The organism is Streptomyces sp. NPDC002232 (assembly GCF_042890295.1).
GTDB lineage: Bacteria > Actinomycetota > Actinomycetes > Streptomycetales > Streptomycetaceae > Streptomyces.
In genome coordinates this window covers 47,544-71,173 of sequence record NZ_JBIARV010000008.1, presented here as the reverse complement: position 1 = coordinate 71,173, position 23,630 = coordinate 47,544, and the positions used below count along the sequence as shown (strand labels likewise).

Below are 23,630 nucleotides of genomic sequence, written 5' to 3'. Positions count from 1 at the left end.
CGGCGGCCTCACCTCCGGGTCAGCCGGAAGAGCCGGATCTCGCGCTCGATGCGTGCCTGGTACGTGGCGTAGGGCGGCCAGAACTCCAGCGCCGCCCGCCAGGCCTCCGCCCGCTCCTCCCCCGCGAGCAGTTCCGCCCGTACGGGGACGTCCTCGCCCCGCCAGTTGACCTCGGCGTCCGGATGGGCGAGCAGGTTCGCCGTCCAGGCGGGGTGCCCCGGACGGCCGAAGTTGGAGCCGACCAGCAGCCAGCGGCCCTCCCCCTCGGGCATGCAGGCCAGCGGCGTGACCCGTGGCAGGCCGCTCCTCGCCCCCCGGGCGGTGAGGATCACCCCGGGCAGCATCCGTGCGCTGAGCAGCACCTTTCCCCCGGTCAGCCGGTGCACGGCCCGGTCCATGGCCGGGATGACATGGGGGGCGACCCGGGCGAAGGTCCGGGTCGAGGACACCTTCTGCACGAGCCTGCGTCCGGCGGCCATCTACGCCGCCTCCTCTCCGTGGAGTCCGGTGCGCTCCGCGACCCGGGCGCGCAGCCGCCGGGCGGGGCCGAAGAGCATGTCGTCGGAGGCGGCCCGCTTGAAGGAGACGTCCTCCCAGGTGTCGGTGCCGTCGAGCTGGAGGACCTCCGCCGAGGTGGCGCGCAGGGCCTCCAGGGCGTGGGCGAGGGCGAGCGGTCCGCCGTCGGGGCCCGGGCCGGCCTCGCGGGCCGCGCAGTAGGTCAGCGCGCGGGCCGCCTCGACCTGGACGTACAGCTCGGCGAGGCGGTGGCGGGATCCGGCGGCGGGCCCCCCGCCGAGGTGCCCGGCGCCCCGTCCGAGGTGCCCGGCGGCGCGGTCGAGGGCGGCCGAGGCGGCGCCGACCGCCTCGGCGGCCAGCATCACGGCGGCGGTGCGGCCGGTGGCCGCGAGGGCGCCGAGGACGTCGGCGGGTTCCTCGCCGAGGAGTTCAGCGGCGGTGTCCCGGAACTGGACGGTGGCCTGGTTGCGGGTGAGGTCGAGGGCCGGTTCCCGGGTCCGTACGAGCCCGGGGGCGTCGGCGGGGACCAGGAAGAGGAGCGTCCGGCTGCGGGCGAAGCCGCCGGCGTGGGCGGCGACGAGGAGGAGTCCGGCGCAGTGTCCGTCGATGACCCGGGCGGCCTCGCCGTAGAGGCGCCAGCCGCCGTCCGCCGCGCGCGCCGCCTGGATGCCGCCGGCCCGGCCGCCGCCGGACCAGTGGTCCGCGGTGTTGTCGCCGGTCAGGCCGAGGGCGTGGGCGATGCCGACGGGGACGGCGAGGGCGCAGGTGAGGGTGCCGTCGGCGACGCGCGGGAGGAGTGCGGCGCGCTGCGCGGGGGTGCCGAGGGCCGCGAGGAGCGGGGCGACGAGGACGGTCGTGGCGAGGAGCGGGGAGGGGGCGAGGGCGCGGCCGGTCTCCTCGCAGGCGAGGGCGAGCGCGGCCGGGCCGCGGCCGGTGCCGCCGTACTCGGCGGGGAGGGTGAGTCCGGCGAGGCCCAGGGGGTCGGCCATGCGGGCCCAGAGCGCGGTGTCGTAGCCCTCGGGGGTGGCGGTGGCCGCGCGGTTGGCGCGGGGTCCGGCCCGCTCGGCGAGCAGGTCCCGCAGGGGGCGGCGGAACTCCTGCTCCTCGGCGGTCGGGGCGACGGGTCCGCGGGTGGGCGGTTCCGCTCGTGGGGCGGTGAGCGCGGCGGCATCGACGGCGTCCATGGAGCTCCCTCCGTATCTGACGGTGCGTCATGCTAAGGCGGTGCGGGGCTGGTTGCCCAGAGAAGCGCCGGTCCCGATTCGGCAAATCTGATGTACCGTCAGATTCATGCCCACCACCACACGCAGCTCCCGCCGCGTCGCCGTCGTCGGCGTCTCCCTCTCCGACTGCGGCCGGGTCGACGAGGCCACCCCGTACGCCCTGCACGCCCAGGCCGCCCGGCGCGCCCTCGCGGACAGCGGCCTCGACCGCTCGCTGGTCGACGGCCTGGCCTCGGCGGGCCTCGGGACCCTCGCCCCGGTCGAGGTCGCCGAGTACCTGGGCCTGCGCCCCCGCTGGGTGGACTCGACCGCCGTCGGCGGCGCCACCTGGGAGGTCATGGCCGCGCACGCCGCCGACGCGATCGCGGCGGGTCACGCGAACGCGGTCCTGCTCGTGTACGGCTCCACCGCCCGCGCCGACGTCCGGGCCCGCCGCCGCACCGCGAACCTGTCGTTCGGCTCGCGCGGGCCGCTCCAGTTCGAGGTCCCGTACGGGCACACCCTGATCGCCAAGTACGCGATGGCCGCCCGCCGTCACATGCACGAGTACGGCACGACGCCGGAGCAGCTCGCGGAGGTGGCCGTCCGGGCGCGGGCGAACGCGGCGCTCAACCCGGAGGCGATGTTCCGCGAGCCGATCACCGTGGACGACGTCCTGGACGGGCCGATGATCGCGGACCCCTTCACCAAGCTGCACTGCTGCATCCGCAGCGACGGCGGCTGCGCGGTGCTGCTGGTCGCCGAGGAGTACGTCCAGGACTGCCGCACGGCGCCGGTGTGGGTGCTCGGCACGGGCGAGCACGCCTCGCACACCACGATGTCCGAGTGGGAGGACTTCACGGTCTCGCCGGCGGCGGTCAGCGGGCGGCTGGCCTTCGCGCGCGCGGGCGTGCGGCCCGCCGACATCGAGGTGGCCGAGGTCTACGACGCCTTCACGTACATGACGCTGGTGACCCTGGAGGACCTGGGCTTCTGCGCGAAGGGCGAGGGCGGGGCGTTCGTCCAGCAGAAGGACGGGCTGCCGGTGAACACGGACGGCGGCGGCCTGTCGGCCTGCCATCCGGGGATGCGCGGCCTGTTCCTGCTGGTGGAGGCGGTGCGGCAGCTGCGCGGCGAGGCGCCGGGACTCCAGGTGCGGCGGCCGGACGGCTCCCTGCCGGAGCTGGCGGTGGCCTCGGGGACGGGGGGCTGGTTCTGCTCCTCGGGGACGGTGGTGCTGGGGCGGGGCTGACGGGCCGGCGCCCCGGGAGCACCGGCGCCGGGCCGGGGCCGACCGACCGCCCCAAGAGATCTATACAAGCGTCATAGACAAGCGTGTAGGACATCCGTATAGTCATGTCCGCGGGCAGGGGAACGGCCCGCAGACACCCGACAAGGAGTCCTGCCATGAGCAGCACGAAGCCCACCGCCGCCCGGACCGTCCTGATCTCCGGCGCCTCGATCGCCGGCCCCGCCCTCGCCCTCTGGCTGCACCGCTACGGCTTCGCGCCCACCGTCGTCGAGCGCGCCCCCGAACTCCGCACCGGCGGCTACAAGGTGGACATCCGCGGCACCGCGATCGAGGTCTGCCGCCGGATGGGCGTCCTCGACGACATCCGCGCCCGCTCCACCGACATGCGCGGCGGCTCCTACGTCGACGACGCGGGCCGCACCATCGGCGAACTGCCCGCCGACATCTTCGGCGGCCGCGTCGAGGGGGACGACGAGATCATGCGCGGCGAGCTCGCCCGCATCCTGTACGACCGCACCCGCGAGGACGTCGAGTACGTCTTCGGCGACTCGATCGCCGCCCTGGACGAGGACGCCGACGGCGTCACCGTCACCTTCGACAGCGGCACCGTCCGCCGCTTCGACCTGGTCGTCGGCGCCGACGGACTCCACTCGAACACCCGCCGGCTCGCCTTCGGCCCCGAGGAGCGCTACAAGCGCCACCTCGGCGCGTACGTCTCCATCTTCACCGCCCCCAACCACCTCCGCCTGGACCGCTGGGAGACCTACCACGCCCTCCCCGGGAAGCTGGTCTGCGCCTACAGCTCGGCCGGCGAGAGCGACGCCAAGAACCTCTTCGTCTTCTCCTCCCCCGAACTCCCCCACGACCCGCGGGACGTCACCGCCCAGAAGCGCGCCCTCGCCGACCGCTTCGCCGGCGACGGCTGGGAGGTCCCCCGGCTCCTCGGCCACGCCGCCGACGCCGACGACTTCTACCTCGACTCCATGTCCCTCATCGAGATGGACCGCTGGTCCCGGGGCCGGGTCGTCCTCCTCGGCGACGCCGCCCACTGCGCCTCCCCCGCCTCCGGCCAGGGCACCGGCCTCGCCCTCACCGGCGCCTACGTCCTGGCGGGCGAACTCGCCCGCGCGGGCGGCGACCACACCGCGGCCTTCGCCCGCTACGAGCGGCTCATGCGGCCCGGCGTCGAGCAGAACCAGAAGATGGCCGAGGGCTTCGTCGGGGAGATGACCGTCGCCTCGAAGTGGAAGATCGCCCTGCGCATGTTCATGGTCCGCACCCTGCCGAAGACCCCCTGGAAGAACCTCATCGCGAAGAAGATCCGCGACGGCATCCAGGCGGCCGCCCACGCGGTCCCGCTGGTCGACTACCCGGCACCGGCCGCCGCCGGCACCCCCGCACGCCCTACCGTGTCCGCATGACCGACTTCCACAGCGCCCTCCGCTCCCTCCGGGTCTGGGACACCGACCTCCCGTCCTTCGACCCGGCGACCGCCCCGCCCGAGCCGCTCCCGCTCTTCCACGAGTGGTTCACGGCGGCGGTCGAGGCCGGCCAGACCGAGCCGCACACCCTCTCCCTGGCCACCGCGGACGAGGAGGGCAGGCCCGACGTCCGCACGGTGATGCTGCACGACGCGGACGCCCGGGGCTGGCACTTCGCCTCGCACGCCACCAGCGCCAAGGGCCTCCAGCTCGCCGCCCGCCCCGAGGCCGCGCTCGGCTTCTACTGGCCGGTCCAGGGCCGCCAGGTCCGGATCCGGGGCCACGTCACCGCCGGCACCCGCGAGGAGGCGTACGAGGACCTCCACGCCCGCAGCACCGGCGCGCTCGCCGCCGCGCTCGTGGGCCGGCAGAGCGAGCTCCTCGACTCCCCCGGCACCCTCGCCTCCGCGAGCGAGGCCGCCTGGACCCGGGCCGAGGCCGAGCCGGACGCCCCCGCCCCCTCCTGGACCCTGTACGTCGTCGCACCGGCCGAGGTCGAGTTCTTCCAGGGCGACGAACGCCGCCGCCACGTCCGCTTCCGCTACCGCCGCACGACGGACGGCGACTGGACCCGCGAACTCCTTTGGCCCTGAGGCCTATTCGGCCCCCGAGCCGTACATCTCCTCGATGTCCCGGGCGAAGTCCCGGAGCACCGCACGCCGTTTGAGCTTCAGGGACGGCGTCAGATGTCCGGAGGCCTCCGAGAAGTCGGTGTTCAGGACCCGGAAGGCGCGGATCGACTCGGCCCGCGAGACCAGCCGGTTCGCGTCGTCCACGCCCCGCTGGAGCGCGGCGAGCAGCTCCGGGTCCCGGGCCAGCTCCCACAGCGCCAGATGGTCCTTGCGCCGCATCCGCCGCCAGTGCGTCAGCCCCTCGTGGTCCAGGGTGATCAGGGCCGTGACGTACGGGCGGTCGTCGCCGACCACCATGCACTGGCCGATCAGCGGATGGGCCCGCAGCCAGTCCTCCAGCGGCGCCGGGGCGACGTTCTTGCCCGCCGACGTGATGAGGATGTCCTTCTTGCGGCCGGTGATCCGCAGATAGCCATCCGCGTCGAGCGACCCCAGGTCCCCGGTGGGGAACCAGCCGTCGTCGGTGTACGGCAGGGCCATCCCGCGCCGCGCGTCCCAGTAGCCGGCGAAGACGTGCCCGCCCCGGAGCCACACCTCCCCGTCGTCGGCGATCCGGACGGCCGTGCCCGGCAGCGGCCAGCCGACGGTCCCGGTGCGCGGCCGGCGGGGCGGGGTGACCGTCGAGGCGGCCGTGGTCTCCGTCAGGCCGTACCCCTCGAAGACCTCGACCCCGGCGCCCGCGAAGAACTCGGCGAGCCGGGCGCCGAGCGGGGAGCCGCCGCAGATCACGTACGTCACCCGGCCGCCGAGCGCGGCCCGGATCCGCCGGTAGACGAGCGGGTCGTAGAGCGCCCGCACGGTCCGCAGCGCGAGCGAGGGCGAGGCCTCCTGCCCGTACCGGCGGGCGACCCGCGCGGCCCGGTCGAAGGCGGCGGCCTTCCCGCCCCGCTCGGCGGTGGCCCGGGCCTTGTTGAAGACCTTCTCCAGGACGTACGGGATGGCGAGGAGGAAGGTGGGCCGGAAGGCGGCCAGATCGGTGAGCAGTTCCTCGCCCTCGACGGAGGGCGCGTGTCCGACGCGGACGCGGGCCCGGACGCAGCCGACCGCGACCATCCGCCCGAAGACGTGGGAGAGCGGCAGGAAGAGGAGGGTCGAGGCGGGCTCCTTGCTCTCCGAGAGGAAGACGGGGTGCAGGAGCCGGACCGCGTTGTCGACCTCGGCGAAGAAGTTGGCGTGGGTGAGGGCGCAGCCCTTCGGCCGGCCGGTGGTGCCGGAGGTGTAGACGAGGGTGGCGAGGGCCGCCGGGGTGAGCAGCCCCCGGCGGGCGGTGACGGCCTCGTCGGCGACCCGCGCGCCCGCCCGGCGGAGCTGGTCGACGGCGCCGGTGCCGAGGACCCACAGGTGGGTCAGGCCGGGCAGCTGCCGCCGCTCGGCCGAGACGAGCCGGGCCTGCTCCGGGCCCTCGACGACACAGGCCGAGGCCCCGGAGTCCTCCAGGATCCAGCGGGTCTGGAAGGCGGAGGAGGTGGGGTGGACGGGGACGGTGACGAGCCCGGCGGCCCAGGCGGCGAAGTCGATCAGGGTCCACTCGTAGGTGGTGCGGGCCATCAGGGCGAGCCGGTCGCCGGGGCGCAGGCCGGAGGCGATGAGGCCCTTGGCGACGGAGTGCACCTCGGCGGCGAACCGGGCGGCGGTGACGTCCTGCCAGACCCCCTGTCCGTCCTTCCGGGAGAAGAGGACGGCGTCGGGGGCCTGCCGGGCGTTGTCGTAGGGCAGGTCGGCGAGCGAGCCGCGGGCCACCCGGGGGACCAGGGCGGGCACGGAGACCTCCCGCACCCGTCCGTCCACCACGACCTTGTGCGGCTCGACCGGCTCGGTCCCGGACGCTGCGGTGACGACGGACACGGGCGGCTCCTCGGTCTGCGCGATGAACTGAGGTCGTGCGTCGGCACGTTGGGCGCCACGGAGCGTCAACAGCCTTGACTAGCCGGTAACCTTACTGCGCGGTAAGGCTCAACGGGGAGACCAGCGCTCGCTTTTCATGAGGTTTCCGAGTCCGGACCAGGCGAAGTCCATCAGCGTCGAGGCGGCCTCCTTCGCCGTCACCCCGGGGGTCTCGTTCGCCCAGGCCGCCAGCGACTCGGCGGCCCCCACCAGCGCCTGCGCCAGCGCGTCGACGTCCCGCGCGACGAGGCCCGCGCCCTCCGCCGCCTCCCCGAGGAGACCGGCCACGAAGCCCACGATCTCGTCCCGCATCCGCGCCGCCTCCCCGGCGAACGGCTCCCCCTGCGTCCGCGCCTGCCGGCTCAGCACCACCCACGAGTCCGGATGCTCGGCGGCGTACGTGAAGAAGGCGAGCAGCCCCGCCCACAGCCGCTCGTCGGGCGGCGTCCCGGGCCCCCCGACCCCGGCCGCGACGGCCGCGAGCAGCTCCCCGGCCTCCCGCCGGATGACGGTGGTGAACAGCTCCTCCTTGGAGCCGAGGTAGAGATAGACCAGCGGCTTGGAGACCCCGGCGAGCTCGGCGATCCCGTCCATGGACGCCGCCTGGTACCCCTGCCGCGCGAAGCACCGCACGGCCGCGTCCACCATCTGCCGCTCCCGAACGGCCCGCGGCAACCGCCGCGCCTTCTCCCCACCGGCCATGACGGCCCACCCCTGCTTCCAAGATCCTCTGGACGCCCCGCGAAAGCGTACGCGCCCCCTGCCCGGAGGGGGCAGGGGGCGCGGATGCCCGGTGCGGGGGTCAGGCGGCGGCCGTGACCGCGACCTTCTGGTCCTTCTCGCCGACCTCGACCAGGTCGTCGATCGGGGAGGACGAGGCGTTCTCGTACGCGGTGTGGTCGAGGATCTTCTCGCGGGCGGACACGATGACCGGGATCAGAGCCTGTCCCGCCACGTTGGTGGCCGTCCTCATCATGTCCAGGATCGGGTCGATCGCCATCAGCAGGCCGACGCCCTCCAGGGGGAGGCCCAGGGTGGAGAGGGTCAGGGTGAGCATGACCGTGGCGCCGGTGAGGCCGGCGGTGGCCGCCGAGCCGATGACCGAGACGAAGGCGATCAGCACGTAGTCGCCGATGCCCAGCTGCACGTCGAAGATCTGCGCGATGAAGATCGCGGCGAGCGCCGGGTAGATCGCGGCGCAGCCGTCCATCTTGGTGGTGGCGCCGAACGGGACGGCGAAGGAGGCGTACTCCTTCGGGACGCCGAGGCGCTCGGTGACCTTCTGGGTGACCGGCATGGTGCCGACCGAGGAGCGGGAGACGAAGGCCAGCTGGATGGCGGGCCAGGCGCCCTTGTAGAACTGGAGCGGGTTGACCTTGGCGACCGTGGCGAGCAGCAGCGGGTAGACGCCGAAGAGGACCAGGGCGCAGCCGACGTAGACGTCGGCGGTGAAGGTCGCGTACTTGCCGATGAGGTCCCAGCCGTAGTCGGCGATGGCGAAGCCGATGAGGCCGACGGTGCCGAGCGGGGCGAGGCGGATGACCCACCAGAGGGCCTTCTGGAGGAGCTCCAGGACCGACTCGGAGAGGGTGAGGATCGGCTTGGCGCGGTCGCCGAGCTTGAGGGCGGCGATGCCGGCGACGGCGGCCATGAAGACGATCTGGAGGACGTTCAGCTCGGTGAAGGGCGTGATGACGTCCGTCGGGATGATGCCGGTGAGGAAGTCGATCCAGGAGCCCTCGCGCTTGGGCAGCTTGCCGTCCTGCGGGGTGAGGCCGGTGCCGGCGCCCGGGTTGGTGATCAGGCCGATGGCGAGGCCGATGGCCACCGCGATCAGCGAGGTGATCATGAACCAGAGCAGGGTGCGGGTGGCGAGCCTGGCGGCGTTGTTCACCTTCCGCAGGTTGGTGATCGAGACCAGGATCGCGAAGAAGACGAGCGGTGCGACGGCCAGCTTGAGCAGCTGGACGAAGATGTCGCCGATCTGGCCGAGGGTCTCCTTGAGCCAGGAGACGTCCTGGCTGCGGGCGACCCAGCCGAGCAGGGCGCCCAGGACCAGACCGACGATGATCTGGGCCCAGAAGGGGACCTTGGGTATGCGCGAGGAAGCCGGGGACTTCGTCTCGGACGCGGACGCGGACACAGGCACACTCCACAGGTGCGTATCGGGGGAATACGAGGACGGGGGTGCGGCACACACGCGCTCGGGCGCGGGCCGCTGCATGATGCCGGATCAGAGCGCGCGGCAACAGACCGCGGACATACAGCGGCAGAGGTCGACGTGCAGGCGCGCCACGAGCGGGGTGCTCGCGGCAGGAGAGGGGCGCACTGCTGTCTTCATGTCGAACACGTTAACACTTGAACTTTGAGAACCTCAAAGCCATTCTTTGGGTCACAGAAGCGCCCTTTCGCCTCCGAAACGCAGAACACCCCAGGCCGGAGCCTTGGAAGGCTCTGCCCGGGGTGGGTGTCTGTGAGGAAGCTTACGCGGCCCTTACGCGGTCAGAGCGCGTCCTCCTGGGACCGGTTCGCGTCCAGACGGCCCTTCGCGCGGTCCACCTTCGCCACGATCTCGGCGCTCGCCTCGTCCCGCACCTTGCGCAGCAGGACGAAGCTCAGCGGGGCGGAGATGACGATGGAGAGGACGAGCACCCAGAGCAGGTTCGAGTCACCCAGGCCGCGCGGCAGCACGCCGACGTAGACGAGACCCCACAGGGCGAGGAAGCACCCGGCGAAGATCCCGAGCCGCATCAGCGTGTAGCGGAGCATGTCAGTCCACTCTTCCGTTCCGAAAGATCCCAAAGTTCCCCTGAGGGACGAGCGTCATCCAGTGAAGCACGCGGCGGCGGGCGACCCGGGACCGGGCCTCTTGAGCCCTCCGAAAGTAATAGATACATTGACCTCATGACCCTTACTTTCGAGGTGGACCCGGCAGTCGATCCCGCCCTGCGCGACGGCGTGCTCTCCCTCTGGGCCGACGTCTCGAACGCGGGCGGCGCCGTTGGCTTCGTACCCCCCGTGACCCCCGACGAGATACGCCCCGCGCTGCTCAGGCACCTCGTCGCGATGACCGAGGGCGGCACCCGCCTGCTCGTCGGCCGCGACGAGGACGGCCGGGTCGCCGCCACCGCCTTCTTCACCTTCAACAGCCACCCGCTGATGACCCACTGGGTGTGGCTCTACACGGTGATGGTCCACCCCCGGCACCAGGGCAGGGGCTACGGCCGCGCACTCATGGCGGCCGTCGAGCACACCGCCCGCACCGCCCCGGGCTTCGAGGCGGTCGAGGCGATCCGGCTGACCTGCCGGGGCGGCACCGGCGTCGACGGCTTCTACGCCCGGTCGGGCTACAAGGAGGTCGGCCGCGTCCCCGACGCGATCCGGGTCGCCCCCGGCGACGACCGCGACGACATCGTCATGCTGCTGCCCCTGAAGTGACCTCGGGACCGCGAGGGCGCCGGCGCGGAGTCCTCTCCCCCGGACAGTGGGAAGAACCGGCCGGGAGTCCCCCTCCGGACAGCGAGAAGGGCCGGCGGGAGTGTCCTCCCCGCCGGCCCTTCCTCACGACCGCGTCAGAAGCGCATCGCCTGCGGCGTCTCGCGCCGCTCGGCGTCCGGGCCCGGGTACTCGCGGATGATCTCGTACCGCGTGTTCCGCTCCACCGGCCGGAAGCCCGCGTCGCGGATCAGTTCGAGCAGGTCCTCGCGGCCCAGCTTGTTCGGCGTGCCGTAGTTGTCGGCGTCGTGCGTGATCTTGTACTCGACGACCGAGCCGTCCATGTCGTCCGCGCCGTGCTGGAGCGCCAGCTGCGCGGTCTGGACGCCGTGCATGACCCAGAAGACCTTGACGTGCGGCACGTTGTCGAAGAGCAGCCGGGAGACCGCGAAGGTCTTCAGGGCCTCGGCACCGGTCGCCATCGTGGTGCGCGCCTGGAGCTTGTTGCGGACCTTGCCGTCCTGCATGTCCACGAAGTCGTGCTGGTAGCGCAGCGGGATGAAGACCTGGAAGCCGCCGGTCTCGTCCTGGAGCTCCCGCAGCCGCAGCACGTGGTCCACGCGGTGGCGCGGCTCCTCGATGTGGCCGTAGAGCATGGTCGAGGGGGTCTTGAGCCCCTTCTCGTGGGCGAGCCGGTGGATCCGGGACCAGTCCTCCCAGTGGGTGCGGTGGTCCACGATGTGCTGCCGGACCTCCCAGTCGAAGATCTCGGCGCCGCCGCCGGTCAGCGACTCCAGGCCGGCCTCGATCAGCTCGTCGAGGATCTCGGAGGCCGAGAGGCCGGAGATCGTCTCGAAGTGGTGGATCTCGGTGGCCGTGAACGCCTTGAGGGAGACGTGCGGCAGGGCCTTCTTGAGCTCGGAGAGGGAGCGCGGGTAGTAGCGCCAGGGCAGGTTGGGGTGCAGCCCGTTGACGATGTGGAGCTCGGTGAGGTTCTCGTTCTCCATCGCCTTCGCGAGGCGCACGGCCTCCTCGATGCGCATGGTGTACGCGTCCTTCTCGCCCGGCTTGCGCTGGAAGGAGCAGTAGGCGCAGGAGGCGGTGCAGACGTTGGTCATGTTCAGATGCCGGTTGACATTGAAGTGGACCACGTCGCCGTTCTTGCGGGTCCGGACCTCGTGGGCCAGACCGCCGAGCCAGGCGAGGTCGTCGGACTCGTACAGGGCGATGCCGTCCTCACGGCTCAGCCGCTCACCGTCCCGGACCTTCTGCTCAAGTTCGCGCTTGAGTCCCGCGTCCATGTACGGCCGCCTTCCTTTATCTCCGAATCCAAGCCTGCCCACCGTACTCCCCCACCCTTCGGGCGGGAGGTACCCCCATTGACGCTTCGCGTCAGCCCTCCTCAGGCAGCTCCCCGACCCGGTTCTCCCACTTCGTGGAGAGCACGATCGTCGTACGGGTGCGGGAGACGCCCTTGGTGCCGGAGAGCCGGCGGATCGTCTTCTCCAGGCCGTCGACGTCGTTGACCCGCACCTTGAGCATGAAGGAGTCGTCGCCGGCGATGAACCAGCAGTCCTCGATCTCGGCGAGGTCCTTGAGCCGGCGGGCCACGTCCTCGTGGTCGGCGGCGTCGGAGAGCGAGATGCCGATGAGGGCGGTGACGCCGAGGCCGAGCGAGGCGGCGTCGACGGTGGCGCGGTAGCCGGTGATCACCCCGGCGGCCTCAAGACGGTTGATGCGGTCGGTGACGGAGGGGCCGGAGAGCCCGACGAGCCGGCCGAGCTCGGCGTACGAGGCACGGCCGTTCTCGCGCAGAGCCTGGATGAGCTGCCTGTCCACGGCGTCCATAGGTATGAAGCCTTCCATTGTCCAGCGATACCGCGAGTTTAGGTATAGAATCTAAGGTACACAGGGAAGACGCCCTGTGAATCTTTCAGCAGATCAAAGACGATCTTTCAGGAGTGGTGTTCACCGTGTACACGATCGAGATGGCCTACGCACGCATGCGCGAGCTTCAGGACCTGGCCAACCGCTCGCGTGCCCACCAGCCGACCGCCGCCTCGAAGCGCGCCGCGAAGAAGCACGCCAAGAAGCGCTAATCAGCCCGGAGAGCCGCACCCAGCTCTCCTTCCCACCGGCGGTACAGCTGGTGCGGCACTCCCGCCGCGTCCAGCACCCGCCCGGCGACGAAGTCCACCAGATCCTGGATGTGCGTCGCCCCCGCGTAGAACGCCGGAGAGGCGGGCAGCACCACGGCGCCCGCCTCGTCCAGCGCCACCATGTGCTTGAGGGTCTGCCCGTTCAGCGGGGTCTCCCGCACCGCGACCACCAGCGGACGCCGCTCCTTCAGCGTCACGCTCGCGACCCGTTGCAGCAGGTCCTTCGAGAGCCCGAGTGCCACTCCCGCCACCGCCGCGGTCGAGGCCGGCACCACCAGCATCCCCTTCGCCGGGTACGAGCCGGAGGACGGTCCCGCCCCCAGGTCCCCGGCGGCCCAGTACCGCACGTCCCCCAGGTCGGCGGTGAACGTGTCCGGCTTCCCGTCCGCGCCCCGCGCCAGCCAGGCCGCCAGGTCCTCGCGCCAGTGCGCGTCCCGGAAGCTGATCCCCGTCTCGTCGAGCAGCGTCAGCCGCGAGGCCCGCGAGACGACGAGGTCGACGCTCTCCCCCGCGTCGAGCAGCCCCCTCAGGACGGCGGCGGCGTACGGCGTACCCGACGCCCCGGAAACCCCCACGATCCAGGGGGTGCGCTTGCCGTCGTTCATGCCGTCGAGCCTATCCGTCCTCGGACCGGGGCTACGGAGTGAGCCCGCGGACCAGCAGGTCCAGCAGCGCGCACACGAAGAGGCTGATCCCGATGAACCCGTTCGTCGTGAAGAAGGCCCTGTTCAGCCGGGACAGGTCGTGCGGCTTCACGATCGAGTGCTCGTAGCAGAAGGCGGCGACCACGATCACCAGGCCCACCCAGAAGAACAGCCCCGCGTCCGTCAGCAGCGCGTACCAGACCAGGAGCCCCGTCGTGACGACCGCCGAGGCCCGGGCGCCCCAGAGCGCGGCCGGCACGCCGAAGCGGGCCGGCACCGACATGACGCCGTGCGCCCGGTCCGCCTGCACGTCCTGGCAGGCGAAGATCAGGTCGAAGCCGCCGATCCAGACGCCCACCGCGAGGCCCAGGACGACCGCGTCCCAGGACCACTCCCCCGTCACCGCGAGCCAGGCGCCGATCGGCCCGATCGACTGGGCGAGGCCCAGGATGGCGTGCGGGAAGTTCGTGAACCGCTTGCCGTACGGATAGACCACCATCGGGATGACGGCGAGCGGCGCGAGCGCCAGGCACAGCGGGTTCAGGAGGGCGGCCGCGCCGAGGAAGACGACGACGGCGATCCCGGCCCCGGTCCACGCGGAGCGCACCGACACCGCGCCGGTGACCAGCTCCCGCCCGGCCGTGCGCGGATTGCGCGCGTCGATCTCGCGGTCGATGATCCGGTTGCAGGCCATCGCGAAGGTCCGCAGGCCCACCATGCACACGGTGACCAGGAACAGCGTCCACCAGTGGATGTTCCGGTCCAGCCGGAACATCGCGGTGAGCGAGGCGATGTAGGCGAAGGGCAGCGCGAAGACCGAGTGCTCGATCATCACGAGCCGCAGGAATGCCTTGGTGCGCCCCGGCTCGGCGCCGGGCACGGCCGCGGTGGTCACAGCCCGTACTCCTTCCAGCGGCGGTCCACCAGGGCCGCCGTCGCCGGATCGGACTCCACCATGTCCGGCCAGCCGCCGTCCCGGGTGTAGCCCTCCTCGGGCAGCTTCTTCGTGGCGTCGATACCGGCCTTGCCGCCCCAGAACTGCTGGTAGGAGGCGTGGTCCAGATGATCGACCGGTCCTTCGACGACCGTCAGGTCCCGGGCGTAGTCCGTGTTCCCGAGCGCCCGCCAGGACACCTCGTGCAGGTCGTGCACGTCGCAGTCCTTGTCGACCACGACGATCAGCTTGGTCAGCGACATCATGTGCGCGCCCCAGATGGCGTGCATGACCTTCTGCGCGTGCTTCGGGTACTTCTTGTCGATCGAGACGATCGCGCAGTTGTGGAAGCCGCCCGACTCCGGCAGGTGGTAGTCCACGATGTCCGGCACGATGATCTTGAGGAGCGGCAGGAAGAACCGCTCCGTCGCCCGGCCCAGCGGTCCGTCCTCGGTCGGCGGCCGGCCGACGACGATCGACTGGAGCAGCGGACGCTTCCGCATGGTGATGCAGTCGATCTTCAGGGCGGGGAAGGGCTCCTGCGGCGTGTAGAAGCCGGTGTGGTCGCCGAAGGGACCTTCCGGGAGCGTCTCGCCCGGCTCCAGCCAGCCCTCGACGACGACCTCGGCGTGGGCCGGGACCTGGAGCGGGACGGTCTTGCAGTCGACCATCTCGATCCGCTTGCCCTGCACGAAGCCGGCGAAGAGGTACTCGTCGATGTCGCCGGGCAGCGGCGCCGTCGAGGCGTACGTGACGGCCGGCGGGCAGCCGAAGGCGATCGCGACCGGCAGCCGCTCGCCCTTCGCCGCCGCGACGGCGTAGTGGTTGCGGCTGTCCTTGTGGATCTGCCAGTGCATGCCGATGGTGCGCTTGTCGTGCCGCTGGAGCCGGTAGAGGCCCAGGTTCCGCACGCCGGTCTCGGGGTGCTTGGTGTGGGTCAGGCCCAGGTTGAAGAAGGAGCCGCCGTCCTTCGGCCAGGTGAACAGCGCCGGGAGGAGGTCGAGGTCGACGTCGTCGCCGGTGAGCACGACCTCCTGCACGGGGGCGTCCCCGGGCTTCACCTTCTTCGGCGGCACGTGGATCATCGAGCCCAGCTTCCCGAAGGCCTCGCGGACCCCGACGAAGCCGTGCGGCAGCTCCGGCTTGAGGAGCCCGCCGATCTTCTCGCTGATCTCGCCGTACGACTTCAGGCCGAGGGCCTTGAGGAGGCGGCGGTCCGTGCCGAAGACGTTCATCGCGAGGGGCATCGAGGAGCCCTTGACGTTCTCGAAGAGAAGCGCCGGGCCTCCCGCCTTGTTCACCCGGTCGACGATCTCCCCGACCTCCAGGTACGGGTCGACTTCGGCCTTGATGCGCTTGAGGTCGCCTTCACGCTCCAGGGCCCTGAGCAGCGAGCGGAGATCGTCGTAAGCCATAGGGGCCAGTATCGGTCACGGGCTAGGCTTGGCTCGTCACCGGGGCCGCCCCAAGGAGCCCCGCCGCTGCTTCCAGGGGGCCGTCCCACATGCTCAGGGCGCTGATGTTCATCCTGCCGCTGGCGCTGACGATCTATGCCTTCATCGACTGCCTGAACACCCCCGAGGAGGAGACCAGGCACCTCCAGAAGGTGGTCTGGGTCCTCATCATCCTGCTCTTCCCGATCGTGGGCCCGGTCGTCTGGCTCGTGGCCGGCAAGGCGCGCCACGCCCCCGCCGGAGGCCGTACGCCTTCCGAGTGGCACAGCGGCCGGCGCGGCCGGTGGGTCGCCCCCGACGACAACCCCGAGTTCCTGAAGTCGCTCCGCGACGAGACCGCCTCCTCCCCCCGCGAGAAGGACGAGTCGCGCCTCGAGGACTGGGAGGCGGACCTGCGCCGCCGCGAGGAGGAGCTGAAGCGGCGCGAGCAGGGCGAGGACAAGGACCAGGCCTGATGGAGCTGCGGCTCCTCGCCACCTTCGAGAAGGTCGCCGACGTCCTCTCCTTCACCCGGGCGGCCGCCGAGCTGGGTTACGCGCAGTCGAGCGTGACCAGCCAGATCCGCGCCCTGGAGACCTCGCTCGGCGTCGACCTCTTCGAGCGCCTCGGCTCCCGGATCCGGCTGACGGAGGCCGGGGAGCGGCTCCTCCCGTACGCCCGCCGGATGGCGGAGCTGGCGGAGGAGGCCCGGTCCGCCGTCGCGGCCACGGCGGAGCCCTCGGGCCCGATCGCGATCGGCACCATGGAGTCCCTCACCTCCTACCGGCTGCCGCCGCTCCTGGAGTACTTCCACCACCGCTACCCGAAGGTGCGGCTCGCGCTGCGGCCCACCCTCGGCGACGAGACGCGGCAGGCGCTGCGACAGGGCACGTACGACGTCGGCTTCCTGATGGAGGCGGAGACCGCGCACGAGGGTCTGGAGTCGGAGGTCCTCGCGCCCGAGCCGCTGCTCCTGGTCGCCGCCCCGGGCCACCCGCTCGCGGGCGGTACGGAGCTGAGCACGGCCGATCTGACCGGGACCCCGCTGGTGGGCACCGAACCGGGGTGCGCCTACCGCGACCTGTTCGAGGCCGCGCTGGACGAGCCCCGGTTCCTGGAGTTCGGCACCATCGAGGCGAGCAAGCGGGCGGTGGCCTCCGGGCTCGGGATCGCGCTGCTCCCCCGCGTGACCGTCGCGGGGGAGCTGGCGGGCGGAACCCTGGTCGCGCTGCCCTGGGAGGCGCCGTTCACCCTGTTCACGCAGCTCGCGTGGCGGCGGGGGAAGCGGCTTCCGGCGCACGTGCGGCTGTTCGTGGAGCAGGCGCGGCGGCTGGTGTCCGAGCAGCGAGGGTGACCTTGAGGCTGGCGAGCACGATCAGCGGGACGCCGAGCGCCTGGACGAGCCCGATGTGGTGCCCGTACACGGCCCAGTCGACGCCCATGGCGACGGCCGGGTAGGTGAAGGCCAGGACGGCGATCTTCGCGGTGGGCAGCTTGGCGTACGCGGCGTACATGAGCACGTACATGAGCCCGGTGTGGATCAGTCCGAGGCCCACGAGCCAGGCCCATCCGGTGCCGAGGCCGCCGGTCGTCCCGAAGTCGACGAAGGGCAGCAGCAGCGGCAGCCCGACGAGGACCTGGACGAGCGCGATCAGGTGGGGCCGCACGCCGGTGATCCGCTTGGTGACGAAGGTCGCGAGGGCGTAGAGGACGGCGGCGGCCAGGGCGTAGCCGAGTCCGGCGAGGGAGGCCGTGTCGCCGGGGCGGACGCCGGAGACGAGGACGAGCCCGGCGAACGCGAGGACGAGCCAGCCGAGCTTGGCCCCGGAGATCCGCTCCCGCAGGAACACCGCCCCGAGCAGCACGAGGAAGAACGGCTGCGTGTGGTAGACGACGGTGGCCAGGGAGATCGAGGTCGCCGCGTACGCCTCGAACAGAAAGACCCAGTTGAAGACGATGAAGACCCCGCCGAGCGCGGCGAGTCCCAGCTTCCGGGCGGTGAACCCGTGCCCGGTGAGGAAGCCGCGCAGCAGGCTGTAGGCGCCGAGCGCGACGGCGCCGAAGAGGCACCGGAAGAACACCACCGCGAAGGGCGAGGCCCCGGACTCGACGACGAAGACGCCGAGGGTGCCGGAGAGCACCATGGCGAGGGTGAGTTCGACGGTTCCCCTGGTCTCGTTTCTCATGCCGACGACGCTACGAAGGAGGCCGGGGGCCGGTCCACGGGCCAGTGGGGCGTCCTGCCGATGGGGCCGATCGGCGGGGCCGATGGGGCGGAATAGCGGTGGGGGAGGCGGAGTTGCCAGGGGATACCCGACGAGACCGGAGCAGCAGCATGACCCTCGACGCCGCCCACGGCACGGACCGTTCGTTCCTCTTCGTCCTCGGCAGCTCACGTGCCGAGGGCAACTCCGAGATCCTGGCCCGCGAGGCCGCCGCGCACCTGCCCGCGGGTTTCTCGCAGCGCTGGGTGGACCTGAGCGGGCTGGACCTGCCGGACTTCCGGGACGGACGGCACGAGACCACCGGCCGGCCGGTGGGCGGGGCCGAGGAGCTGCTGCTGCGGGCCACCGTGGAGGCCACCGACGTCGTGATCGTCTCGCCGCTGTACTGGTACAGCCTCTCCGCGCAGGCCAAGCGGTACCTGGACTACTGGTCGGGCTGGCTGAACGTGCCCGGATCGGACTTCAAGGAGCGCATGGCGGGCGGCACGCTGTGGGGCGTGACGGCCATGGGGCACGACGAGCACGAGGTGGCGGACGGCCTGGTGACGGGCCTGAGCCATTCGGCGGCGTACCTGCGGATGCGGTTCGGCGGGGTCCTGACGGGGACGGCCACGCGGCCGGGCCGGGTCCGCGCCGACGAGGCCGCGATGGGCCGCGCCCGGACCTTCTTCCAGGGCGTCGCCCCCCTCGCCCGTTTCCCGTACGAGGAGGCCGACGCCGTCGCGTAGCGCCTGGTCAGTCGTTCGAGCCGACGGTGTTGTCGTGGCCGGCGTTGAACACGTCGTCCTTGGCGAACTGGAGCCAGTCGCCGAAGACGATCGTGTGCGAGGCCTCCGGCTCGATCTCGACGGTGACGTCGGCGCTGGCGACTCCGGCGGAGCAGAGCACGACGGCACCGACGGCGAGGGCGGTCAGCAGGGAACGCATGGCAAGGAACCTCTCGGTCGGACGGCAGGTCACCCGGCACGCTAGGACCTGTCGGCGCCCGTCCCCCGCTCACCCGGCCGGTGCGGCCCCCGGCCTCAGCCGATCGGCGGCAGTCCCGGGAGTGAGGCGGGCACCCCGCCGGGGAAGGCTCCCCCCATGGATCTGGAACTGGCCGACCGGTGGCTCCGCACCGCCCTGGCCGAGGCCCGCGCCGGTCTCGCCGAGGGGGGTGTCCCGATCGGGGCCGTGCTGTACGGGGCCGACGGGGTGCCGCTCGGACGCGGGCACAACCGGCGCGTGCAGGACGGCGACCCGTCCGCGCACGCCGAGACCGCGGCCTTCCGGGCCGCCGGGCGGCAGCGCTCGTACCGGGGGACGACGATGGTCACGACCCTGTCGCCCTGCTGGTACTGCTCCGGTCTGGTGCGGCAGTTCGGGATCTCCCGGGTGGTCGTCGGAGAGGCGGAGACCTTCCACGGCGGGCACGACTGGCTCAGGGAGCACGGGGTCGAGGTCGTGGTGCTCGACGACCCCGAGTGCGTCGCCCTGATGCGCGCGTTCGTCGCGGACCGGCCGGACCTGTGGAGCGAGGACATCGGCGCTGGGTGAGCCGGGGCCCAAGACTGCCGAGAAGAGAGTCGAAAACGTCACCGCTTTCCCAACACACCGTCGATATCCTTGAGTTGACTGTGACGGGGGTGGCAGGGGCGTGGACAGAGAGCTGTACGGCCGCGAAGCGGTCCTGGACGACGGGGGGCTCGTCGCCCGGCTCGTCGGGCTCAGCCGGCAGGGCGGCGCGCGCGTCGCCTACGAGCACGGGGACGACCCGCCGGTGACGGTCTTCACCGGCGGGCGCGGCATGGGCAAGACCGCGCTGCTCAAGGAGGTCCGCAACCGCTACAAGGGCTACACACCGCTCGCCCTCCTCGACTGCTCCCACGTCGAGCCGCCCGCCGACCACGGCCCCGGCTGGACCCCGGTCACCGGGGCGCTGTCGGAGCTGGCCGTGCAGCTGTCGCCGAAGGTGCTCGCGGCCCGGCCGGTGCGCTTCCCCCGGCTCTCGCTGGGCCTGGTCGCGGTCGCCTCGCTGGCCTGGTCGCAGGAGGACGACGAGCGGGCCCGGCGCGACCTCCAGCGGCTCGGACCGCTCCTGGCGACCGTCGACGCGACCCGGGGCGCCGCCGGCAACTGGGTCGGCAAGGTCCTCACCAAGCTCGCCGCCACCTTCGCCGACGCCGCCGCCCCGCTCGCCGGGCTGCTCGCAGAGGCGACCGTGGAGACCGTCCTCGAAGAGGTCTTCGGCCGCCTCCAGCGCTCCTCCGAGAGCTGGTACGGCAGCTACCGCAACGCCGGCGGGCGCGGCAAGGCCGGGCTCCAGCAGCTCGCCATCGACTTCGAGCACGACGGCCGGCGCCGCCGCGAGGCCGAGGACTTCCTCGTGGGCGCCCTCACCGAGGACCTGCTGACCGCCTACACGGGGCTCCGCCGCGGCAGCCGCGTCGGCCGCCCCCTGCTCCTCCTCGACAACGCCCACGAGCCGCTCGGCCGGCAGCTGGTCGAACCGATCCTGCGCGCCCGCGCCGCCGAGGGCCGCCGGGACCGGGTCGTCGTCCTGGCCACCTCCCGGGTCCGGGACCACGAGGGCCTGCGCCACGCCACCCGCACCCGGCTCCCGGAGACCGGACACCGCGCGCCGTGCCCGCGCGGGGCGAGCGTCGGCTCCGGGATCCTCGCCGTCGAGCTGACCCCGCTGTCGCCCGCCCAGACCCGCTCCGCCTTCGACCACCACGACCCGGCGGGCCGCACCCCCGCCGAACTCGCCCGCGCCGTCCACCGGCTGACCGGCGGCCGGCCCCTCGGCGTGGCGCTCCTCGGCCGGGCCGCCGGCGAGACCCCGGCCGCGCTGCGGGCCGGCCTCACCCCGGGCGGGCTCCTCGACCTCACCGTGGAGCTGCGCGAGGACGCCCCTCCGGTGCCCGTCGCGCCCACGCTCCTCGCCGAGCTCCTGCCGGTGCGCGGTCCGGGGCCGTACGCCGTGCTGGCCGCGACCCACGACGAGGAGTCGGCCCGGATGCTCGCCCACGCCCGGCTCCAGGGGGAGTCCCTGGACGGGGACGTGGCGCTGCGGGTCCGCGACCAGCTCCGCGCCGAGGACTGGAGCGAGGGCCCCGCGCACTTCGTCGCCGACCCGCTGCTGCGCGCCCTGCTCCTGCACCGGCTCCGCTTCGCGGACGGCGACCATCCGAGGTACGCCGCCTGGCACGCGGTCCACGAGACGCTCTACCGGCACTACGGGCCGCACCCCGGCCCGTACCGCCTCCACCACGCGCTGGCCCTCGGCCGGCCCGAGGAGGCCGTCACCCACCTGCGGGAGACCTTCCCCGAGCAGGACGTCCTCGGCTGGCTGGGCCGGCTGCGGTTCATCGCCGCCGCCCCGTACCCCCGGGAGCGGAACCGGCCCGGACCCGATCCGCGGCGGGCCGTCGCCCTCGGCCAGGACCCGGCCGGCGCCCTCCCGGACGGCCTCGACCCCGACACCACCGCACTCCACCTGTCCGTACGGCGGCTGCTGCACTCCGTGTGGCTGCTCACCGATCCGCTCGCACTGCCCGACGACGAGGTCGCCGACCGGCTCGCGCACGAGCTGCGCCGGCTCTCCGGCCGTCACCTCTCGGGCAGCGGTTCACTCTGGGACGCGGCAGGCCACTGGCCGCGCGACATCCGTGCCTGGCGGGAGCTGTCCCTGCCGCCGGGCCGTGAGAACGGAGTCTGACGCCATGCCCGACCGCCTCACCGCCCGGCTGCGCCGGCGCGTCCGCACGCCCCGTCAGAAGCTCGTCGCCTCGGTCGTCACGGCCGCCGTCGTCCTCGGTCTGGGCGGGTACGGCTTCGCCCGGCTCACCACCCCGGAAGACCGTTCCTGCGCCGAGGGCGTGGCCCGTCCCGCAGGCAGCGACGAATGCGTCGGCGTCAACGGCTCCGGCCACGACTTCGGCGACGCCGACCTCAGGGACGTCGCCGAGGCCATCCGCGCCGAGAACGCCGGACTCAAGCCCGGCGAGTACGTCACCGTCGCCGTCCTCCTGCCCCTGACCTCCACCGACGCCGGCATGCGCACCAAGGTCCTGCACGAGGTGCAGGGCGCGTACGCCTACCAGCGCCGGGCCAACCAGGAGTCCAACGGGCAGCGGCCCACCATCCGTCTCGTCCTCGCCAACACCGGCCGGGGCAACGCCCACTGGCGCACCACCGTCGACCAGCTCGTCGCCCTGGCCGACGGCCCCGAGCGGCTCCGGGCCGTCTCCGGCATCGCCACCTCCTCCACCGAGATGCGCGAGGCCGTGACCGCCCTCACCCGCGCCAGGATCGCCGTCGTCGGCACGACCATCACCGCCGACGACATCGCCAACGGCCCCGGCGGCAAGCCCTATCCCGGCCTCGCCCGCGTCTCCCCCACCAACGGCGACGAGGCGAAGGCGCTCGCGCACTTCGGCAAGGTCGACGCGGCCAAGGCGCTCCTCGTCCAGGACACCCGCAGCGGCGACCACTACGTCGACACCCTGAAGGCCGCGTTCGCCGCGTCGCTCGAGGACGCGCCCCTGGAGGCGTCGGAGTTCACCTCCGCCCCCGACCCCACCCAGGAGGGCACCACCGCCAACACCTTCCGCAACATCACGCACCTCATCTGCGACACCACCGCCGAGACCGTCTTCTTCGCGGGGCGGCACACCCAGCTGCGCCAGTTCATCAACGCGCTCGGCGACCGGGGCTGCATCAGCCGCTCCTTCACCGTCCTGACCGGCGACGAGGGCTCGTACCTGGGCGCGGACAAGAAGCTCGAACGCAAGGCGCTCAAGTCGCGGGTGACCGTGCGGTACGCGGCGCTCGCCCACCCCGACGCCTGGAAGCCGGCGCCCGGCCGGGCCGTGCCCAGGACCGGCGGCTCCCCCCAGGCGTACGAGAACTTCGTGGCGGACATCGCCAAGGCGGCCCCCAAGGACCGGCCGGTGGCCCTCGCGGACGGCCAGGCGATCATCGCGTACGACGCCATGGCCACCGCGGTCCACGCGATCCGGCAGGCCACCCCGGAAGGCGCCGCCTACCCGACGAAGGAGGACGTCGGCACGCAGTGGCCGCAGGTCAAGGGCTCCCTGCGGGTCGAGGGCGCGAGCGGCTGGATCTGCCTGGACAACTACGGCAACCCGTACAACAAGGCGGTCCCGATCGTGGAGCTCGCCCAGGACGGCAGCCAGCGGTTCGTCCAGATGGCCTGGCCGGAGGGACGGCCCCCGACGGCCACCTGCCTGCCGCCGAAGAAGAAGTGAGCCCGGCGCCTGATCGACAGGACACCCCCTACGGCTCCCACCGGGGCCAGGGGGCCTCGTCCCGCTCGTACAGCTCCCGCAGGTGCCGTCGGCGGTCCGGCGTCCACGCGGTCCAGTCCGTCGGGTGACCCGCGAGCGCCGCGGCGAGCCGCTCGAAGTGCTCGTGCCACCCGGCGAGGCGGTCCAGCCGGTGCTCCGCCGGACCGCGCACCTCGTTCGTGAAACGCAGCACGGTCGACCCCTCGCCGCCGGATCCCGGCTCCAGATGGAACCGGATCCGGCCGAGCGAGGGGCCGACCGTGTACTCGGCCACGACGTCCGGGTCCCAGGCCGTCACCAGCCCCGAGACCTCGGTGTCGTCGCCGTCCAACCGGCGGAGGGTGACCTTCCCGTCGAGCCGCGGCTCCAGCGGGTCCGCCTCGCAGAGCCAGCCCGGCAGCCCCTCGGGCGAGGCGACCGCCGCCCAGACCACCGGCACCGGATGCGGAAGGTCCACCACGAACCGCAGCAGGTGCGCGTCGCCGTCGTGGGTCTCGCTCCTGCCCAGGGGGATCTCGCTCATACCTCCAGCGTCACCCCGG

The 23,630-nt window shown here is 72.6% G+C and carries 25 protein-coding genes; 11 read left to right on the top strand and 14 right to left on the bottom strand.

Annotated features, from left to right (window positions below; genetic code table 11):
- Positions 1 to 8: 8 nt before the first annotated feature.
- A complete protein-coding gene (locus ACFYXU_RS34210; protein WP_361394511.1) occupies positions 9 to 479 on the bottom strand; it encodes a nitroreductase family deazaflavin-dependent oxidoreductase in 471 nt (156 codons plus the stop codon).
- Positions 480 to 1,700 carry an acyl-CoA dehydrogenase family protein gene (locus ACFYXU_RS34205; RefSeq protein ID WP_389461499.1) on the bottom strand — a complete coding sequence of 407 codons (1,221 nt, stop codon included), beginning with the start codon at positions 1,698 to 1,700 and terminating at the stop codon, positions 480 to 482. It abuts the gene before it with no gap.
- 106 nt (positions 1,701 to 1,806) lie between these two features.
- Between ACFYXU_RS34205 and ACFYXU_RS34200 the strand changes: the two genes are divergently transcribed.
- From ACFYXU_RS34200 to ACFYXU_RS34190, 3 genes are all read left to right on the top strand, one after another.
- Entirely contained in the window at positions 1,807 to 2,970 is a 1,164-nt protein-coding gene (locus tag ACFYXU_RS34200; RefSeq protein ID WP_389408868.1) for an acetyl-CoA acetyltransferase, read from the top strand.
- A 155-nt stretch (positions 2,971 to 3,125) separates the two neighbouring features.
- Positions 3,126 to 4,391: an FAD-dependent monooxygenase gene (locus ACFYXU_RS34195; RefSeq protein ID WP_389461497.1), complete on the top strand. Its 1,266-nt coding sequence runs from the start codon at positions 3,126 to 3,128 to the stop codon at positions 4,389 to 4,391.
- Positions 4,388 to 5,044, top strand: a complete 657-nt coding sequence (locus tag ACFYXU_RS34190) for a pyridoxal 5'-phosphate synthase (RefSeq protein ID WP_389461495.1) — start codon at positions 4,388 to 4,390, stop codon at positions 5,042 to 5,044. Before ACFYXU_RS34195 ends, ACFYXU_RS34190 begins: the two co-directional genes overlap by 4 nt.
- Positions 5,045 to 5,047: 3 nt before the next feature.
- Here ACFYXU_RS34190 and ACFYXU_RS34185 read toward each other — a convergent pair whose 3' ends face one another.
- The 4 genes from ACFYXU_RS34185 to ACFYXU_RS34170 form a co-directional block, all read right to left on the bottom strand.
- The gene (locus ACFYXU_RS34185) at positions 5,048 to 6,928 is read right to left on the bottom strand and encodes an AMP-dependent synthetase/ligase (protein ID WP_389461493.1); all 1,881 of its coding nucleotides are present in this window, start codon (positions 6,926 to 6,928) and stop codon (positions 5,048 to 5,050) included.
- A 108-nt stretch (positions 6,929 to 7,036) separates the two neighbouring features.
- Positions 7,037 to 7,615 (bottom strand): TetR/AcrR family transcriptional regulator, encoded by a 579-nt coding sequence (locus ACFYXU_RS34180; protein WP_361394494.1) that lies wholly within the window; start codon positions 7,613 to 7,615, stop codon positions 7,037 to 7,039.
- Between the two features lie 154 nt (positions 7,616 to 7,769).
- Positions 7,770 to 9,110, bottom strand: coding sequence for a dicarboxylate/amino acid:cation symporter (locus tag ACFYXU_RS34175; protein WP_361394491.1), 1,341 nt, complete (start codon positions 9,108 to 9,110; stop codon positions 7,770 to 7,772).
- 359 nt (positions 9,111 to 9,469) lie between these two features.
- The gene (locus tag ACFYXU_RS34170; protein ID WP_329853093.1) at positions 9,470 to 9,736 is read right to left on the bottom strand and encodes a DUF4229 domain-containing protein; all 267 of its coding nucleotides are present in this window, start codon (positions 9,734 to 9,736) and stop codon (positions 9,470 to 9,472) included.
- A 135-nt stretch (positions 9,737 to 9,871) separates the two neighbouring features.
- Between ACFYXU_RS34170 and ACFYXU_RS34165 the strand changes: the two genes are divergently transcribed.
- A complete protein-coding gene (locus ACFYXU_RS34165) occupies positions 9,872 to 10,405 on the top strand; it encodes a GNAT family N-acetyltransferase (RefSeq protein ID WP_329853092.1) in 534 nt (177 codons plus the stop codon).
- Positions 10,406 to 10,539: 134 nt separating this feature from the next.
- Here the strand turns inward: ACFYXU_RS34165 and mqnE are convergent, their stop codons facing one another.
- Together mqnE and ACFYXU_RS34155 are read right to left on the bottom strand one after the other, a co-directional pair.
- Positions 10,540 to 11,703: an aminofutalosine synthase MqnE gene (gene mqnE / locus ACFYXU_RS34160; protein WP_361394486.1), complete on the bottom strand. Its 1,164-nt coding sequence runs from the start codon at positions 11,701 to 11,703 to the stop codon at positions 10,540 to 10,542.
- A 91-nt stretch (positions 11,704 to 11,794) separates the two neighbouring features.
- Positions 11,795 to 12,250: an Lrp/AsnC family transcriptional regulator gene (locus tag ACFYXU_RS34155; protein ID WP_361394483.1), complete on the bottom strand. Its 456-nt coding sequence runs from the start codon at positions 12,248 to 12,250 to the stop codon at positions 11,795 to 11,797.
- Positions 12,251 to 12,363: 113 nt separating this feature from the next.
- Between ACFYXU_RS34155 and ACFYXU_RS34150 the strand changes: the two genes are divergently transcribed.
- Positions 12,364 to 12,501, top strand: coding sequence for a hypothetical protein (locus ACFYXU_RS34150; protein WP_329853089.1), 138 nt, complete (start codon positions 12,364 to 12,366; stop codon positions 12,499 to 12,501).
- Here the strand turns inward: ACFYXU_RS34150 and ACFYXU_RS34145 are convergent.
- From ACFYXU_RS34145 to ACFYXU_RS34135, 3 genes are read right to left on the bottom strand one after another with little or no spacing between them, the layout of a single operon-like run.
- On the bottom strand, positions 12,498 to 13,166 hold the full coding sequence (locus tag ACFYXU_RS34145) for a UbiX family flavin prenyltransferase (protein WP_376511794.1): 669 nt from the start codon (positions 13,164 to 13,166) through the stop codon (positions 12,498 to 12,500). The genes ACFYXU_RS34150 and ACFYXU_RS34145 overlap by 4 nt on opposite strands.
- A 31-nt stretch (positions 13,167 to 13,197) precedes the next feature.
- A complete protein-coding gene (mqnP, locus tag ACFYXU_RS34140) occupies positions 13,198 to 14,100 on the bottom strand; it encodes a menaquinone biosynthesis prenyltransferase MqnP (RefSeq protein WP_329853087.1) in 903 nt (300 codons plus the stop codon).
- Positions 14,097 to 15,554 carry a menaquinone biosynthesis decarboxylase gene (locus tag ACFYXU_RS34135; protein WP_389408878.1) on the bottom strand — a complete coding sequence of 486 codons (1,458 nt, stop codon included), beginning with the start codon at positions 15,552 to 15,554 and terminating at the stop codon, positions 14,097 to 14,099. The genes mqnP and ACFYXU_RS34135 overlap by 4 nt, the downstream gene beginning before the upstream one ends.
- 89 nt (positions 15,555 to 15,643) lie before the next feature.
- Between ACFYXU_RS34135 and ACFYXU_RS34130 the strand changes: the two genes are divergently transcribed.
- Together ACFYXU_RS34130 and ACFYXU_RS34125 are read left to right on the top strand one after the other, a co-directional pair.
- Positions 15,644 to 16,048, top strand: coding sequence for a PLD nuclease N-terminal domain-containing protein (locus ACFYXU_RS34130; RefSeq protein ID WP_361394474.1), 405 nt, complete (start codon positions 15,644 to 15,646; stop codon positions 16,046 to 16,048).
- Positions 16,048 to 16,926: a LysR family transcriptional regulator gene (locus ACFYXU_RS34125; protein ID WP_376511788.1), complete on the top strand. Its 879-nt coding sequence runs from the start codon at positions 16,048 to 16,050 to the stop codon at positions 16,924 to 16,926. Before ACFYXU_RS34130 ends, ACFYXU_RS34125 begins: the two co-directional genes overlap by 1 nt.
- Here ACFYXU_RS34125 and ACFYXU_RS34120 read toward each other — a convergent pair.
- Positions 16,829 to 17,758, bottom strand: coding sequence for a DMT family transporter (locus ACFYXU_RS34120; RefSeq protein ID WP_376511786.1), 930 nt, complete (start codon positions 17,756 to 17,758; stop codon positions 16,829 to 16,831). The genes ACFYXU_RS34125 and ACFYXU_RS34120 overlap by 98 nt on opposite strands.
- A gap of 149 nt (positions 17,759 to 17,907) precedes the next feature.
- Between ACFYXU_RS34120 and ACFYXU_RS34115 the strand changes: the two genes are divergently transcribed.
- Positions 17,908 to 18,525, top strand: a complete 618-nt coding sequence (locus ACFYXU_RS34115) for a flavodoxin family protein (protein WP_389461488.1) — start codon at positions 17,908 to 17,910, stop codon at positions 18,523 to 18,525.
- A 7-nt stretch (positions 18,526 to 18,532) separates the two neighbouring features.
- Here ACFYXU_RS34115 and ACFYXU_RS34110 read toward each other — a convergent pair whose 3' ends face one another.
- Complete coding sequence (locus ACFYXU_RS34110) at positions 18,533 to 18,724, bottom strand: hypothetical protein (RefSeq protein WP_376511782.1); 192 nt, start codon at positions 18,722 to 18,724, stop codon at positions 18,533 to 18,535.
- Positions 18,725 to 18,880: 156 nt separating this feature from the next.
- On the opposite strand from ACFYXU_RS34110, the gene ACFYXU_RS34105 reads away from it, so the two are divergent.
- From ACFYXU_RS34105 to ACFYXU_RS34095, 3 genes are all read left to right on the top strand, one after another.
- Entirely contained in the window at positions 18,881 to 19,333 is a 453-nt protein-coding gene (locus tag ACFYXU_RS34105; protein ID WP_376511780.1) for a nucleoside deaminase, read from the top strand.
- Between the two features lie 100 nt (positions 19,334 to 19,433).
- Positions 19,434 to 21,497, top strand: coding sequence for a hypothetical protein (locus ACFYXU_RS34100; RefSeq protein ID WP_376511778.1), 2,064 nt, complete (start codon positions 19,434 to 19,436; stop codon positions 21,495 to 21,497).
- 4 nt (positions 21,498 to 21,501) lie between these two features.
- On the top strand, positions 21,502 to 23,049 hold the full coding sequence (locus ACFYXU_RS34095) for an ABC transporter substrate-binding protein (RefSeq protein ID WP_376511776.1): 1,548 nt from the start codon (positions 21,502 to 21,504) through the stop codon (positions 23,047 to 23,049).
- A gap of 28 nt (positions 23,050 to 23,077) precedes the next feature.
- On the opposite strand, the gene ACFYXU_RS34090 is transcribed toward ACFYXU_RS34095, so the two are convergent.
- Positions 23,078 to 23,611 carry an SRPBCC domain-containing protein gene (locus ACFYXU_RS34090; protein WP_389408882.1) on the bottom strand — a complete coding sequence of 178 codons (534 nt, stop codon included), beginning with the start codon at positions 23,609 to 23,611 and terminating at the stop codon, positions 23,078 to 23,080.
- Positions 23,612 to 23,630 lie beyond the last annotated feature (19 nt).